We start from the raw sequence: 15,548 nt of genomic DNA, 5'->3' as shown, positions 1-15,548 counted from the left end.
GACCCGAAGGCCCCAGGCAGACACTGGTGAGCTCCTTAGAAAGGAGGTGATCCAGCCGCACCTTCCGGTACGGCTACCTTGTTACGACTTAGTCCCAATCGCCAGTCCCACCTTCGACCACTCCCCCCACACAAGGTGGTTGGGCCATGGGCTTCGGGTGTTACCAACTTTCGTGACTTGACGGGCGGTGTGTACAAGGCCCGGGAACGTATTCACCGCAGCGTTGCTGATCTGCGATTACTAGCGACTCCGACTTCATGGGGTCGAGTTGCAGACCCCAATCCGAACTGAGACCGGCTTTTTGGGATTCGCTCCACCTTGCGGTATCGCAGCCCTCTGTACCGGCCATTGTAGCATGCGTGAAGCCCAAGACATAAGGGGCATGATGATTTGACGTCATCCCCACCTTCCTCCGAGTTGACCCCGGCAGTCTCCCATGAGTCCCCGGCATAACCCGCTGGCAACATGGGACGAGGGTTGCGCTCGTTGCGGGACTTAACCCAACATCTCACGACACGAGCTGACGACAACCATGCACCACCTGTGCACCGACCTTACGGGGCCACCATCTCTGGCAGTTTCCGGTGCATGTCAAGCCTTGGTAAGGTTCTTCGCGTTGCATCGAATTAATCCGCATGCTCCGCCGCTTGTGCGGGCCCCCGTCAATTCCTTTGAGTTTTAGCCTTGCGGCCGTACTCCCCAGGCGGGGCACTTAATGCGTTAGCTGCGGCACGGGAACCGTGGAATGGCCCCCACACCTAGTGCCCAACGTTTACGGCATGGACTACCAGGGTATCTAATCCTGTTCGCTCCCCATGCTTTCGCTCCTCAGCGTCAGTAACTGCCCAGAGACCTGCCTTCGCCATCGGTGTTCCTCCTGATATCTGCGCATTCCACCGCTACACCAGGAATTCCAGTCTCCCCTACAGCACTCTAGTCCGCCCGTACCCGATGCAAGCCCGAGGTTGAGCCTCGGGATTTCACACCAGACGCGACAGACCGCCTACGAGCTCTTTACGCCCAATAATTCCGGACAACGCTTGCGCCCTACGTATTACCGCGGCTGCTGGCACGTAGTTAGCCGGCGCTTCTTCTGCAGGTACCGTCACTCTCGCTTCTTCCCTGCTGAAAGAGGTTTACAACCCGAAGGCCGTCATCCCTCACGCGGCGTCGCTGCATCAGGCTTTCGCCCATTGTGCAATATTCCCCACTGCTGCCTCCCGTAGGAGTCTGGGCCGTGTCTCAGTCCCAGTGTGGCCGGTCGCCCTCTCAGGCCGGCTACCCGTCGAAGCCTTGGTAGGCCATCACCCCACCAACAAGCTGATAGGCCGCGAGCCCATCCCTCACCGAAAAACTTTCCAACCCCACCCATGCAGGCAAGGCTCATATCCGGTATTAGACCCCGTTTCCAAGGCTTATCCCGAAGTGAAGGGCAGGTTGCTCACGTGTTACTCACCCGTTCGCCACTGATCCACCCCGAAGGGCTTCACCGTTCGACTTGCATGTGTTAAGCACGCCGCCAGCGTTCGTCCTGAGCCAGGATCAAACTCTCCGTAAAAGTATCGCGCCACCCCGAGAACGAGGTAACAACCATACGGTTCATTCAACACTGACAGAACCAAGCTGAACTGCTTGATTTGTCCAAAGGAATCCAAACCACACACACCAAAGCATGCGCGGCCCGGGTTCAAAAATTTGGCATTGACTATCAAACGCACTGTTGAGTTCTCAAACAACCGACGCACACCATCAGGACCAGCCGCTTCCGCGATCCGGCCCCGTCCGGGGCAACCCTTCAACCTTACCCGATCCGTTTCTCCGGGTCAAACTCCCTCGCCGTGAGGCTTGGAGATCGACACCGGACGTGCCGGCCCTGACCGAGAGCGCAGTGCACCCTCGAGATGAAGGAGTCAGGATCTCGCCCTCCGGGACCGGCCACCAGCGCTGAGCGCGGCGTCCGTTCCTCCCTGCCGGGCGAACGTCGAGAACATTAGCCACAGGTGGGCCCTTGCGTCAAAGCCGCGCGGGGCGACCTGCGTCACAGGATGTCGCGAGGTCCCGCTACAGGCCGCGTCGCTGCTCGAAGGTCCACTCCCTGTCCGTGAGCATCCGCGAGACGGCAAGCCCGATTGCCAGCGCGATCACGACCAGCCCGGCATCGGCCGTGAAGCCGAGCGCCGCGACCGAGTCACCCCCGTTGAACTCGAAGACCGCCCGGTACGCCGCCACGCCAGGGACCATGATCACGACAGCGGGGACCGAGACCGTCAGGCGAGGCACGCGCAGGGGCGTCGCGATCCATCGTGCGAGCAGCCCCACCAGCAGTGCGGCACCCGCCGCCGCCGCCTGCGGCGCAATCCCCCAGTCGTTGACCAGTGCCAGCCTCAGCACGTTGGCGACCATGCCGACGACCGCGGCACCCAGCGCCATGCGCCAGGGACTGTTGAACATCAGCGCGAACCCGAGCACGCCGACGAAGCTCGCGAGCGTGAGCAGCGACCAGCGCAGCGCCGGATCGAGAGCGGCAGCCACCGGCGGGTTCGGTTCCAGCCCGACGACGGTGGACACCGCCCACAACGACAGCGCGGCCGAACACAGGATCATCACGGCATACGTCAGGCGTGAGATGCCCGCCGAGAAGTCGAGCCGCGCAAGATCCAGGGCACCCGTCACGAGGGGGAAGCCGGGCACCAGGAACAGCACCGCCGACACGTAGCCGGCCACGTGCCGCCCGGGCAGCCCGATCGCGCTGCCGATCACGAACACCAGCGCCAGGTAGGCCAGGCACGCGACCGCCGAGGCCAGCATCGTCACGCCGAACTGGTTGATGCCCTTGTGGATCATCCCGCGCCGCACGTACTGGCCCAGCGAGGCCGCCACGAGCACGGCCGCGCACTCCAGCGGGCCGCCGTTGTTGAGGAACGCGAACGCCGCACACGCGGCACCCGCCGACAGCGCGTTGGCCCACGGCGGGTACAGCGGAGGCTTGCTCGCGATGCGGTCGAGCTCGCGCTCGACGCGATGCACGCTCTCTCTCGCGGGCAGGTCGCCGATGTAGATCTCGAGCTCGGCCAGCCGGTCGGCGTTGATGCCGACGGTGCGGACCTCCGACACCTCGGTGCGGAAGATGTGGTTGCGCACCGACGTCGTCGTGATCTCCGTGAGGGCCACGTGCGCCTTGACATCGTCGAGACCGAGCGCCCGGCCCACGCGTTCCATGTGGGACTTCACGCGGTAGCTGCCATGGCCGGCAGCGAGGGCAAGACGGCCGGTGCGCTGCACCGTCCCGGACTGCCGAATCAGTTCCACTGGCTCAAGCCCGGCCTCGCCGGCCGTGCCGCCCTGCGGCTCCTCGGTGGTCACGGGGTCATGATCGCCCGAGACCGGCCGCGACGGCGAGCCGGAGGCGTTCGGCGAACGCCTTCCCCGCCCGCCAGGCACTGGCGGGCGGGGCTCTGCGGAGGGCAAGGGATTCGAACCCTTGGTGCATTGCTGCACAACGGTTTTCAAGACCGTCCCATTCGGCCGCTCTGGCAGCCCTCCCGGTGGTCCGGCAGTCTACCAGCCGTGCCTTCTGACCTGGCAAAACGCCAGGTCGACCGGCCTTTCGCGGGCTCCCCCGCCGTCCGTGCTGCGCGACGGCGCCGGGGTGCCGCAGGTCGCGCCGAGCGCACGGCACCGCCAGGGTGACCATGGCGTCGCCGTCCGCGGGCGGACGCGGGGGGCTCCGATCCGCTCGACCGAATCCACCCGCGCCGTCACGTCATTGGCCGCCCGAGCGAAGCTGGCGCATCGCGAGCTGGACCAGCGAGATCAGCGTCTGCTTGGTCGCGGCTCGCGACCGTGCGTCCGTGTAGAGCATCGGCACGTGCGCCGGGATCTGGAGCGCCTCGCGCACGTCCTCCAGGCGGTGCTTGGCGATGCCGTCGAAGCAGTTGACGCCGACGACGAACGGGATGCCGCGCGACTCGAAGTAGTCGATCGCCGGGAAGCACTGCTCCAGGCGATCGGTGTCGACGAGGACGACGGCACCGATCGCGCCGCGGACCAGGTCGTCCCACATGAACAAGAAGCGGTCCTGGCCCGGGGTCCCGAACAGGTAGAGCCACAGGTTGCCGGGTAGCGCGACGCGACCGAAGTCCATGGCCACCGTCGTCGACGTCTTGCGGTCGCTGACGCCGCCGGCGTCGTCGACACCCACCGAGTGCTCCGTCATCGCCGCCTCGGTGTTCAGCGGCTCGACGTCGGAGATGGAGCCGATGAACGTCGTCTTGCCGACGGCGAAGCCACCCGCGACCACGATCTTCACGACGGTCGGAGCGACCCGCGCGGCGTTGCTCGCGGCGGGAGGCGCCGCCGGCGCCGTCGACGCGCGCGCGGGTGCCGGTCGCGACAGGACCGGCGGGGCGACGCCTGCGGCGGCGGGGGCCGGCACCGCGGGGAACTGAACGGCAGCGGCCGGCACCGCGGGGGCCTGCACCGCGGGGGCCGGCCCCGCGGGGGCCTGCACAACGGGGGTCTGCACAACCGGGGCCTGCACGGCAGCCGCCGGCACCGCAGAAGCCGGCACCGCAGAAGCCGGCACCGCAGAAGCCGGCACCGCAGAAGCGGGTGCAACGGGCGCTGTCGCACCTACGCTCCGGGCCGACGTCGCGGGGGGCGGCGACGGCGTCGCGGCACCGCCCAGGACGCTCGTCCGCTCAGGGGGGCAGCGGGCGCGTTCGCAGGGGCGGACGGCGCCTCTGCCGACTGGGGGCCCGAGGACGTGCCCCCGCTGACCGGGGCCCACGCCGGAGCGAGACCGCCGCTCGCCTGGCCGTTCGCGCGGTCAGAGGGCGGAAATGCCATTGAGAACACTCTCCAAGACGCTCAGGGACAGCCCTGACTGGGTGTTGCCGTGCCCGGTGTGGACGTTGACCGGCGCCGACGTGTGCACGGTGAGCTGCCCGTCTTCTTGCATGTCGGCCACGAGGATCCGCACGACTCCGACGGGCAGGCGCAGCAGGGCCGAGAGCTCGGCGACCGAGACGTAGGTGTGAGCAGCGTGCTGCAAGATGGCACGCTTCTCCGGCGTCAGCCCGCGGCTCGCGACGGCGCCCGGGAGGACCTCGACGAGAGCCTCCAACGGAAGATCGGACAGGGCCGAGCGCACCCGTCCGCCGGTGACGGCGTAGGGACGCACCGTCGCTGCTTCGTAGCCGTCCGCCGCGCGAGAAGCGTGGCTTGCCGGGCCGGGAGGACCGTAGGGCATCGGCGCTACCTCATCCCACTGTCGCCGCGCGCTGCGCGCCCTCGACGGGCAGGTTGCCGCGCATCTCGGAAATGAGCTGAGGAGTCAGCGTCTGTTCCGTACGGGTCACGAGCAGAGCCATCTCGTAGCCGATCAGGCCGATGTCGCACGACGACTCCGCAATGACTGCCAAGACCGAGCCGTTCGAGACGTTCATCAAGAACAGGAAACCGTTGTCCATCTCGACGATCGCTTGTCTCACGTTGCCACCGTGCAGTTGACGCGACGCCCCACGCGTCAGGCTCGACATGCCGGAGACGATGGCGGCGAGCTGGTCGCCACTTGTGCGGTCGAGCTGGTCGGACATCGCCATGAGCAGGCCGTCGGCGGAGACCACCAGCGTGTGCCGACTGCCGGGGACGGTGCGCACAAAGTTGTCGAGAAGCCATCCGAAATTGGTTGCCTCGGTGCTGAGAGTCACGCTTCCTCCTCGTCGTGGCGCCGGGTGGTCGCCATCATTCACGGTGCTCGGGTTCACGTCGAGGGGCCCTGACCCTCGTCCGCTGCCCGGCCGCGCGCCGTCGCGGCCTGGTAAGCCGTCAATCGTGCGCGAAGCTGCTCTGGGTCTCGTTCGATGCGGGCCGTGAAACGGTCAACGGCCGCGCCGGCCGTGGTGCGGCCGATGCGGCGTGCGAGGCCCGCGGGCGCAGCCACCGCGACGGCCACCGGCTGGTAGACGTCCCCAGGCCCGGACGTGGCCCTGGCCTCGGCGAAAGCGCCTCGACGCAGCAACGCCGACATCTCCTCATACAGGACGGCCGAGGCCATCCACTCCGAGCGCGCCTCAACGGTGTCGGGGACGTCGTACGGGTCGAGCCCGCCTACCGCCGGAACGTCGGGCTGCGCGGAGCGCAACGGCAGCACCGACCCGCCGCGCCCGGCACTCGAACTGGCCCCGAGCCACGTCAACCTCGACGAGTCCCCTTCGTCGGAGGTCTCCCAGCGCCCTGCGTTCGCAGAAGGGTCCAGCGACGTCGCCACGTCGCCGTCCCACACCGGAGGCACCGCAGCGGTCTCAGCGGGCGTGGTGCTGCGCTGTTCCTCAGGTGCGGAGGGCCGAACGCGGGTGCCCGGGCCGACCGCCGGTGCGAGCGTCGCGCCCGGGACACCGAGGCTCGCGTCCGCCTCCGAGGAGGGCCGCGCCGGCGTCTGCGATCCGGCCGAGGCGGGAGCGAACGCACCGGAGTCGGGCGCACCCGCCTGGGGCGGAACCGGCGCCGCCGCGTAGAGGTCGCCCCGCTCGGATGCCGACGCGGGCGCCGTCCAGACGGACGGCGTTGCCGGCGGCTCCAGCGAGAAGCCGGCCGCAGTCTCTCCTGCGGCGCCCGCGGTCTCGGCGAGCGTCGCATGCGGTTGGGGCACCGTCCGCTCGTCGACGGTCCGTGCCACGCCGGGCACGGCCGGGTCCGGCTGCGTCGCCGCGTCGTCCGGGCGCCGACCGAACAGCCCGCGCCGTCGCCGCGCGTGGCCGCGCTGCTCGCTGGCGGTCCGGCCGGAGGGGGCGTCGGAGATGATGTCGTCGAACGCCGCGATGTCGGCGACGCCGTCCACACTCGGTGCCGCAGTTGGTGCCGCAGTCGGTGCCGCAGTTGGCGTCACCGACGCTTCCACGGCGAGCGGAACGACCTCCGTGGCCTCAGCCGGCTCCGGGGCGGTCGTGTGCGTCTCGGGCGCAACCTCGAGCCCAGGCGTCACGCCGGTCGGGTCGGCGAACGGCATCCCTGCCTGCTGGTGGGCCGGGGTCGCGCCCGCGGTGCTCGGTGCTGCCGCGCTCGGCGACGTGGCCCACGCGCCGGGCAGCGTCGTCGGGCCGTCGTCTGCCGCCCCGAGGTGCATCGAGTCCGCGGCGGCCGACGTCGACTCAAGGTCCGTGAGCGAGCGGAAGCTCGTGAACAGGCCCGTGCGCTGATCGACCGCGACGACCGGCGAGGACACGGGCTCGGACGTCGTCCGGACCTCGGTACGCCGACGGCTCGGCAGCGCACCCTCCCCCGCCTGCGGGCTCGACGCCGGCACCCACTCCTCCCCGCCGCCCAGGTCGGGGGCGAGGTCCGGCGCCGAGATCGGCGGCAGGACGGGACCGGTGGCCGGCCCGGGCTCGGCGCGGGTCGTGCGCCGACGCGGCATGCCCGCCGCCGTCGTGCCGTCCGTGAGCGCGTCGAGGTCCACCGGGACGGCGACCGGAGCCTCCGGCTGCACGACAGGCTCAGGGACTGCCACGGCTGGCGCGACGGCCGGCTCGGCAGGAGCGACCTGGCCGAACGCGGCCGACGTGACCTCGTCGAAGGCGACGGCCTGACCGAGGTCCGCGACCGTGCGCTGGGTGCTCACGTCGAGCGGGTCGGTCGGCTGCGGCAGCGGCATCGAGCCGTCCGGGACGAACAGTCCCGCGGGCAGCACGACGGTGACGAGCGTCCCCGCGCCGTCGGGACCGGGGCCGAAGCCGATGACCGCCCCGAGGCGGTCCGCGAGCCGGCCCACGACGAACAGGCCCAGGCGCTGCGCCCCGACGGCGTCCTGCGCGGCGCGGCTGGCGACCTTGGCGTTCGCGTCCGCAACCTCCTGCGCGGTCATCCCGAGGCCGTGGTCACGCACCGTGACGACGACGCCGCGCTCGTCGCGAAGGGCAGAGACCTCGACCTGGGTGTGCGGCTCGGAGAACAACGTCGCGTTCTCCAGCAGCTCCGCCAGCAGATGGGCCGCCGTCAGGGCGTTGTGACCGAGCATCAACGGGTCCGTCTGCAGGTCGAGCCGCACGCGGTCGTAGAGCTCGATCTCGGACGATGCGGTGCGGATCACGTCGGACACCGGCATCGGCTGGCGCACGCGGCGCCCCGAGTCGATCCCCGCAAGCACCAGCAGCGACTCGGCGTTGCGGCGCATCCGCGTCGCGAGGTGGTCGAGGCGGAAGAGGTTCGACAGCGTCGTCGGGTCCTCCTCCGAGCGCTCCAGCTCGTCGAGGAACGCGAGCTGGCGGTTGAGCAGCACCTGGTCGCGGCGAGCGACGTTGACGAACATCTCGGCGATCGAGCCGCGCAGCGCGGCCTGCTCCCGTGCCACGGCGATCGTGGTCGCGTTGACGTCGTTGAAGGACTGGGCGAGGCGTCCGATCTCGTCACGCGACTCGATCGGGACCTCGAACAGATCCACCGACGGCGCCTGACCAGGGACCGCCATCTGCTCGACCATGCGCGGAAGGCGGTCGCGGATCTCGGCGGTCGCCGCAGTCAGACGGCGCAGCGGCAGGACGATCCGGCCCGCGATGACCAGGGCGATCAGCAGCGAGAACCCGACGATGCCGAAGGCGCCGACCACCGTGAGCAGCGCCCGGCCACGCGAGTCGTCCGAGCTCCCCGAGGCGTAGTCGCGGGTCTCGTTGCGGACCGTGTCACGCACGGGCTGAGCCGCACCCACCCACTGCTCCGAAAGCTCGTTCCACCCCTGGGCGACGAGGAACGGGCGAGCGCTCTCCAGGTCCGCACGGACCAGCGCGCTGCGGACCGTCCCCAGGCGGCCGTCGATCGGTGGGAGCTGGTGGTAGCCGGGGAGGCGAACGAGCTCGCGCTGCGCGACGGCGACCTTGGCGTTCGTGGTCTCGATCGCCGACGTCACACGCGCCATCGCAGCGGCCGACAACGGGCCGGCATCCGCACTCGCCAGCAGCCCGCCCACGATCGGGCGCTCCAGCACGATCGCGAGCATCGCCTCGTCCGCGTCGACGTACGCCCCCAGGCGCCGCGCGAGCTCACGGTCGGCCGTCGTGCCCGCGACCTCACGGGCGACGTCGAGCGCGTTCTCGATGAACTCCGTGTACGCGGCCGTCGCGGCGGACTCCGAGATCGTGCCTTCGACGACCTGCTTCTGAAGCTGCTCGATCCGCGGGCGGTCCGCGAGCGTCTTCGCGACGGCGCCCCGCACACGCGGGTCGAGGGCCTCGATGCGGAGAGCCGCGAACGCCTTCGTACGCTCGTCGAGCGCGTCGCCCGTCTCCTCGACCGCCGCGGCCAGGCCCTCCTTGGCGCCAGGGACGCCCATCGACGCCGCGAGGTTGAGCGAGCGCTCCGCAGCGACCGCGGACCCGGCGCGGTCCTGCTGCGCGAGCGAGTTGACGAGCGCGGAAGTCTGCGCGGCGACGGACGATTCCCTCAACGATGACCACGAGAGCCATCCGGCACCGAGCGCGAGCACGAAGATCGGCATCGCAAGGGTCGCAAGGAACTTCCCGCGAACACCCAACCGGCGGAGCATGTGGCCTGCCTTCCTTTGCCCGCGGCACGTCCGCGGCACGTGGTCCGTGCACACGCCCGGCGCGAAACGCCTGATCCGAGGCGCGCGTGGGTAGGCTCCGGGTGTGCGAGCGGTCACGATATCGTCCCAAGGCGACGGAGGGAAACTCCTCCTTTCTCACGCAAACACACCCGAACCGGGCAGCGGCGACGTCGTCATCGCCGTCGCTTCCGCTGGCGTGAATCGGGCTGACCTGCTACAACGCGCCGGGAAATACCCGCCGCCACCCGGGGCGCCCGACCGGCCGGGCCTCGAGATCGCAGGGATCGTCGCCACAACAGGCGACGGCGTGTCGTGGCCGCGTGTCGGCGACCCGGTCGTCGCGCTGCTGGAGGGCGGAGGCTACGCCGAGCTCGCCGTCGCACGCGCCGCCCAGACCCTGCCGGCGCCCGTCGGCGTCGACCTCGTGGACGCCGGCGGGCTACCCGAAGCCGTGTGCACCGCCTGGACCAACCTCGTCGACACCGCGCGCCTGAAGCCCGGCGAGTGGGTGCTCGTCCAAGGCGGGTCGGGCGGCGTCGGGACCATCGCAGTCCAGCTCGCGAAAGCGCTCGGGGCACATGTCGTCGCGACCGCCGGCGGCCCCGAACGGGCCGCACGCGTCCGCGCGCTCGGCGCCGACGTCGTCGTCGACCACCGCCGTGAGGACTTCGTCGCCGCCGTGCGCGCCGCCACGTCCGGCCGCGGCGCCGACGTCGTGCTCGACGTCCTGGGCGGACGCGCACTGCCCGACAACGTGCGAGCGCTCGCGCCCGAGGGACGACTCGTCGTCATCGGCCTGCAGCAGGGCCGGCGCGGCGAGCTCGACCTCAACGCCCTGCTGACCAAACGCGCCACCGTGACCGGGACCACGCTGCGCTCCCGCACCGCAGCACAAAAGGCTGCGATCGTCGCAGCCGTGCGCGATCACGTATGGCCGATGGTCGCCGACGGACGTGTGCGGCCCGTGATCCACGCCCGCCTGCCGCTCGCCGACGCCGACACGGCGCTCGCACTGCTGGAGAGCGGCGAAGCCTTCGGCAAGGTCCTGCTGAAACCATGACGCGCCGGCAGACGACCCACCACCACGCGCCAACCCCAACGGGCGAGGGCGAGGCGAGCGAGCGCGCGGGAGGATGGAGCCATGACGGAGCCTGAGCAGACCCCGAGCAGCGGCGAACCACACGAGCACCGCGTCGTCACACCCGAAGGCGAAGACGTGCCCGCCGAGACACCCCCCGAACCCGAAGAAGAGGACGACGAGGTCTCGCGCATCGAGGAGCCCGCCAAAGTCATGCGCATCGGCGGCATGATCAAGCGACTGCTCGACGAGGTCCGAGACGCGCCGCTCGACGACGCCGCCCGCGCGCGCCTCGCCGGAATCCACGAACGCTCGCTGCACGAGCTCGAGGGCGGCCTCTCCCCCGACCTCGTCGACGAGCTCCACCGCATCACCCTGCCGTTCGCCGACGACGGCACACCGCCGTCGGACGCCGAGCTACGCATCGCGCAAGCGCAACTCGTCGGATGGCTCGAAGGACTGTTCCACGGAATCCAGACGGCACTCGTCGCACAACAGATGGCGGCACAGGCGCAGCTCTCACAGATGCGACGCGGGCTCCCGCCCGGGGCATTCCCCGGACCCGCAGGACCCGAAGCCGTCCGCGGAGCCGAAGCGCACGGGCTGCCACACGGCGCGGAAGACGGGCGGCCCTCGCCCGGGCAGTACCTCTGAACCTCGGACGCCGAGGGCTGAGAATCCAGCAGCACTGGGTGCGGCCGGGGAAGGCGATGGGGAGACCGCCCGACCGACGGCTTTCCCACCGCTGACGCAGGGGACGCTCGAGGGTGCTCGACTCACGCCCGATCGGGCGCGGCACACATGCCGATCGCGGGGGCCTTGGACCCGTTGGGCGGCTCATCCCCGCTCGCGCGGGGAACACTCCTCGACGATCAAGGCGTACGTCGCGATCACGGGCTCATCCCCGCTCGCGCGGGGAACACCGCCAGCGCGTGACCACGGGGAAGCCGGCACCGGGCTCATCCCCGCTCGCGCGGGGAACACGTTGGCGCCGGCGCGGCCTTCGTCTCAACCGGCGGCTCATCCCCGCTCGCGCGGGGAACACAGGGTGGCTGTGAAGGTGGCGGTCATCTCGCGCGGCGCATCCCCGCTCGCGCGGGGAACACAGCGAAACTGCTGCCCGTCTCGGGTTGACACGGGGCTCATCCCCGCTCGCGCGGGGAACACCTGCTGCCCGCTGAGGCCGAGCAGGTCGAGCGAGGCTCATCCCCGCTCGCGCGGGGAACACGTGTACGGCAAGCAGGCGTCGCTCGTGACGGGGGGCTCATCCCCGCTCGCGCGGGGAACACGAGACGCCCGCCTTCGCCATCTCCTCGATTGCGGGCTCATCCCCGCTCGCGCGGGGAACACCCCCAGGAGGGCCGACCCATGGCGATCGTCAACGGCTCATCCCCGCTCGCGCGGGGAACACACGGCATCCTCGCGGACTCCGCGGGCACCGGCCGGCTCATCCCCGCTCGCGCGGGGAACACCCACGCTTGTCGCCGTACCGGTCGAACAGGGCCGGCTCATCCCCGCTCGCGCGGGGAACACTCCAGCCAGTAGCGGTGGGCGCGCTCGTTGAACGGCTCATCCCCGCTCGCGCGGGGAACACCTGGCGGGCCGCAGCACCCGGGCCCGCGCCGCCGGCTCATCCCCGCTCGCGCGGGGAACACCGGCGGGACGGCGTTACCGACCTGCTCGTACTGCGGCTCATCCCCGCTCGCGCGGGGAACACCGCAACGCCTTGACCTGCAGTGCAGTGAGGCCCGGCTCATCCCCGCTCGCGCGGGGAACACTCGCATGCCGCGGCCATGTCCTCCGGGCGAGCGGGTGTCGACGACGCTCGAAAACTGAACACTTTCGGCGTTCGAAAAGTGAACGGTGTGGGGCCAGCCTAGGTCGGCTGGGGGTCGGTGGTCTCGCGGATGCTGGGCAGGGTGTCGAGGCCGCGGTTGCGTAGCCGGTAGCTGGCGCCTTTGAGGGTCAGGACGTCGGCGTGGTGGACGATGCGGTCGATCATCGCTGCGGCGACGACTTGGTCGCCGAAGACGCCGCCCCAGCCGCTGAAGGGCAGGTTGGAGGTCAGGATCAGCGAGGCGTGTTCGTAGCGGGCCGAGACGAGTTGGAAGAACAGGTTCGCGGCGTCTTGCTCGAAGGGCAGGTAGCCGACCTCGTCGATGATGATCAGACCGTAGCGGCGCAGTTTCGCCAGGTCCTGGGGCAGTTTGCCGGCGCGGTGGGCGTCGGTCAGGCGGGTGACCCAGCCGGTTGCCGTCGCGAACAGGACCCGGTAGCCGTGATGAGCGGCGGCGATGCCCAGACCGATGGCCAGGTGGGTCTTGCCGGTGCCGGGTGGCCCGAGCAGCACGACGTTGCGTGCCTCGGTCAGGAACCCGCCGGAGGCCAGCGCGGCGATCGGCTGGCGCACGGCGGGCTGGGCGTCGAAGTCGAACTCCTCGATCGCCTTGCGGGCGGCGAACCCGGCGGCACGGATGCGTAGCTGAGCGCCGGAGGCGTTGCGTGCGGCGACTTCGCGTTCGAGGACGGCGGCGAGGTACTCCTCATGGGTCCAGCCGGCATCGCGGGCGTGGTCGGCCAGCCGGGCGGCGGACTCGGTGATCCGTGGTGCCTTGAGCGCGGCGGCAAGGTAGTTCAGCTGCTTGAGCGTCTCGCCCGCCGCGGGCTTGGCCGCGGCCGCCATCAGACCGCCACCTCGCCGGTGATGATGCCGAACGCGCGGTCGTACTCGCCCAGGTCCCGCACCATCGACTCGGCCTGTGCCGGGCGGGGCGCCTGGAACCGCTCGCGCAGCATCTTCGCGGTCGCCACGTGGGCCGGGTCGGTGATCGTCATGCCGCGCGCCCAGACCCGGTCGTGGGCGGCCACCACGCGCCCGGCGTGGCGGACCTCGACCCGGGCCAGGTCGGCGTGCACGTCCACGAACCGGCCGATCATCGCCGGGTCGACCGAGTAGTCGTTTGTACCGGCACGCACGTAGTAGTCGTTGCCCAGCCGGATCCGGTTGACCCAGCCCACCGCCGGCGCCACCGGCGGCAGCGGCAGCATCGCGGCCTTGTCGGCCTCGAGCAGGTCCAACGGCCTGGTCCGGATCGTGCGCACGATCCTCGCGTTCGCCCCGGTCAGCCAGTCGGCGAACTGGTCGTTGAAGTCGCCCGGAGAGGCGAAGTCGCGCCCGGGCATGAACGAGGTCTCGAAGAACCCGTTGCGTCGTTCCACCACGCCCTTGGACTGCGGGTCATACGGCTTCAGGCGCAGCAACGTCGTGGCCAGGGTGCCGGTGAACGCCGCGACCCCCTCGGCATGCCGCTTGCCGCGCCCGATGCCCGACTCGTTGTCCCAGATCAGCCGCCGCGGAACCCGGCCCAGCTGCTGCAGCAGCACCCACATCCCCAGCAGCAGATCCTGCGTGTGCCGAGTCGGGATCATCGTGGCGAGCATGAACCGCGAGTACGCGCACGTGAGCACCAGCACCGGCAGCAACGTCATCGACCCGTCCTCGAGCGGGATCTTGCGCGGCGGGAACCACAGATCGCTGTGAGTATCCCGGTGGCTGATCTGGGATCGGCTCGTCAGGGTGGTGCTGGCCGTCCTGCCCGTGTGTGACTCGACAGATCGCTGACCCCGGCTCTGGGTGTCGTTGCAGTGACTTGTCCGCACGAGCAGGCGGCCGGCGCCGCTCTGGCCCACCTCGGTGTCCTGATCAGGAGACTGCCCGACCTGCGGGTCGTGGCCCATCACAGTGTTGCCCCGGAGTGACTCTTCCCCAGACCGGCGCCGGCCCTCGACGGCCGTTCAGTTCCCGATCTGGAAGGAAGCACGACCGCCGTGACCATCGTCGCGCAGGCCCGCCCCTACGTCATCGGCGTGGACACCCACGCCCGCACCCACACGCTGAGCGTCCTGGAGGCTCCGACGGGAGGCTTCATAGACTCGGCCCAGTTCCCGTCAACGCCCGCAGGACTCAAGCGAGCAATCGCCTGGGCGGCCCGCCGGACTGTTGGTGATCTCGATGCACTGTGGGTCATCGAAGGCATCGGTACCTACGGGGCGCTGCTCTGCCGTGCCGTGCTCGAGTCCGGATACGACGCCGTAGAGGCTCCACGCATGGCGGCGCGCAGCAACCGGGGACTCGGGAAGTCCGACGAGCTCGACGCCCGCAGGATCGCAGCGGCGGCCCTGCCTCTGACGGAGAACGAACTGCGAGTTCCTCGCACCAGCGACGGTGAGCGGGCAGCGCTGCGGGTTCTCGTCACCGCACGCGAGCACATGACGACCGAGCGCACCGCTGCCATCAATGCGCTGACCGCTCTGGTGCGCGCCATGGACCTCGGAGTCGACGCCCGCCGACCCTTGTCTGCCAAGCAGATCACCGAGGTCTCGCGCTGGCGCGCCCGGAAGGAAGAGATCGGCGCTGCCACCGCTCGCGCGGAGGCCGTGCGGCTGGCCAGCCGAGTCCAAGCCCTGGACGACGACCTGTCGACCAACGCCACGCGGATCGACGCCCTCGTGCGGACCACCCCTGCGGCCGGACTGCTGGAGAAGGCCGGGATCGGGCCAGTCACGGCAGCCGTCGCACTCACTGTCTGGTCGCACCCGGGACGCGTACGGTCTGAGGCCGCGTTCGCGGCGATCGCGGGAGTCAACCCGATCCCCGCATCGTCGGGAAACACCACCAGGCATCGCCTCAACCGCGGAGGCGACCGACGCCTGAACCGCGCCCTCCACATGGCCGTGATCACACGCATGGCGCACGACCCGGCCACCCGCGCCTACGTCGCTCGACGCACCGCCGAAGGATCCACGACGCGCGAGATCCGCAGGTGCCTCAAGCGCTACCTCGCACGGCACATCTACCGCTACCTCAACGCGGCCGCCGTGCCACTGCTCACGACTTGACGAGACATAGGA

General features: G+C 70.1%; 10 protein-coding genes, 1 tRNA gene, 1 rRNA gene and 1 CRISPR repeat array. Of the genes, 3 read left to right on the top strand and 9 right to left on the bottom strand.

Annotation, left to right across the window (positions count from 1 at the left end; translation table 11 throughout):
• Positions 1-39 precede the first annotated feature (39 nt).
• The 7 genes from ET495_RS13835 to ET495_RS13800 form a co-directional block, all read right to left on the bottom strand.
• A 16S ribosomal RNA gene (locus ET495_RS13835) occupies positions 40-1,558 on the bottom strand.
• A gap of 503 nt (positions 1,559-2,061) precedes the next feature.
• Positions 2,062-3,363 carry a threonine/serine exporter family protein gene (locus tag ET495_RS13830; protein WP_129205276.1) on the bottom strand — a complete coding sequence of 434 codons (1,302 nt, stop codon included), beginning with the start codon at positions 3,361-3,363 and terminating at the stop codon, positions 2,062-2,064.
• A 95-nt stretch (positions 3,364-3,458) separates the two neighbouring features.
• Positions 3,459-3,543, bottom strand: a tRNA-Ser gene (locus ET495_RS13825).
• A 220-nt stretch (positions 3,544-3,763) separates the two neighbouring features.
• Positions 3,764-4,309: a GTP-binding protein gene (locus tag ET495_RS13820; RefSeq protein WP_129206048.1), complete on the bottom strand. Its 546-nt coding sequence runs from the start codon at positions 4,307-4,309 to the stop codon at positions 3,764-3,766.
• A gap of 519 nt (positions 4,310-4,828) precedes the next feature.
• On the bottom strand, positions 4,829-5,251 hold the full coding sequence (locus ET495_RS13810; RefSeq protein ID WP_129205274.1) for a DUF742 domain-containing protein: 423 nt from the start codon (positions 5,249-5,251) through the stop codon (positions 4,829-4,831).
• Positions 5,252-5,261: 10 nt separating this feature from the next.
• Positions 5,262-5,711, bottom strand: a complete 450-nt coding sequence (locus ET495_RS13805; RefSeq protein WP_129205273.1) for a roadblock/LC7 domain-containing protein — start codon at positions 5,709-5,711, stop codon at positions 5,262-5,264.
• Between the two features lie 53 nt (positions 5,712-5,764).
• Positions 5,765-9,490, bottom strand: a complete 3,726-nt coding sequence (locus tag ET495_RS13800; protein ID WP_162616492.1) for a sensor histidine kinase — start codon at positions 9,488-9,490, stop codon at positions 5,765-5,767.
• 151 nt (positions 9,491-9,641) lie between these two features.
• Between ET495_RS13800 and ET495_RS13795 the strand changes: the two genes are divergently transcribed.
• Entirely contained in the window at positions 9,642-10,619 is a 978-nt protein-coding gene (locus ET495_RS13795; protein WP_129205271.1) for an NAD(P)H-quinone oxidoreductase, read from the top strand.
• Between the two features lie 81 nt (positions 10,620-10,700).
• A complete protein-coding gene (locus ET495_RS13790; protein ID WP_129205270.1) occupies positions 10,701-11,291 on the top strand; it encodes a bacterial proteasome activator family protein in 591 nt (196 codons plus the stop codon).
• Positions 11,292-11,471: 180 nt separating this feature from the next.
• A CRISPR array of direct repeats spans positions 11,472-12,415; the repeat unit is 28 nt; unit sequence GGCTCATCCCCGCTCGCGCGGGGAACAC.
• 98 nt (positions 12,416-12,513) lie between these two features.
• Here the strand turns inward: ET495_RS13790 and istB are convergent.
• Both istB and ET495_RS13780 read right to left on the bottom strand, forming a co-directional pair.
• Positions 12,514-13,320: an IS21-like element helper ATPase IstB gene (gene istB, locus ET495_RS13785; protein ID WP_129202792.1), complete on the bottom strand. Its 807-nt coding sequence runs from the start codon at positions 13,318-13,320 to the stop codon at positions 12,514-12,516.
• Positions 13,320-14,375, bottom strand: a complete 1,056-nt coding sequence (locus ET495_RS13780; RefSeq protein WP_211340849.1) for a Mu transposase domain-containing protein — start codon at positions 14,373-14,375, stop codon at positions 13,320-13,322. The genes istB and ET495_RS13780 overlap by 1 nt, the downstream gene beginning before the upstream one ends.
• Before the next feature lie 90 nt (positions 14,376-14,465).
• Here ET495_RS13780 and ET495_RS13775 point away from each other — a divergent pair, with 90 nt between their 5' ends.
• The gene (locus ET495_RS13775) at positions 14,466-15,536 is read left to right on the top strand and encodes an IS110 family RNA-guided transposase (protein WP_129204636.1); all 1,071 of its coding nucleotides are present in this window, start codon (positions 14,466-14,468) and stop codon (positions 15,534-15,536) included.
• The last annotated feature ends 12 nt before the right edge of the window (positions 15,537-15,548 follow it).

This window comes from Xylanimonas allomyrinae (assembly GCF_004135345.1).
Classification (GTDB): Bacteria; Actinomycetota; Actinomycetes; order Actinomycetales; family Cellulomonadaceae; genus Xylanimonas; species Xylanimonas allomyrinae.
The sequence above is the reverse complement of the archived record's forward strand: the minus strand, read 5'-3'. Positions and strand labels throughout refer to the sequence as shown.

What these genes read in the sequence shown, in the direction of transcription:
- ET495_RS13810 (WP_129205274.1), bottom strand. Translation starts at nt 5,251, where the DNA reads ATGCCCTACGGTCCTCCCGGCCCGGCAAGCCACGCTTCTCGCGCGGCG.
- ET495_RS13800 (WP_162616492.1), bottom strand. Translation starts at nt 9,490, where the DNA reads ATGCCGATCTTCGTGCTCGCGCTCGGTGCCGGATGGCTCTCGTGGTCA.
- ET495_RS13790 (WP_129205270.1), top strand. Translation starts at nt 10,701, where the DNA reads ATGACGGAGCCTGAGCAGACCCCGAGCAGCGGCGAACCACACGAGCAC.
- istB (WP_129202792.1), bottom strand. Translation starts at nt 13,320, where the DNA reads ATGGCGGCCGCGGCCAAGCCCGCGGCGGGCGAGACGCTCAAGCAGCTG.
- ET495_RS13780 (WP_211340849.1), bottom strand. Translation starts at nt 14,375, where the DNA reads ATGGGCCACGACCCGCAGGTCGGGCAGTCTCCTGATCAGGACACCGAG.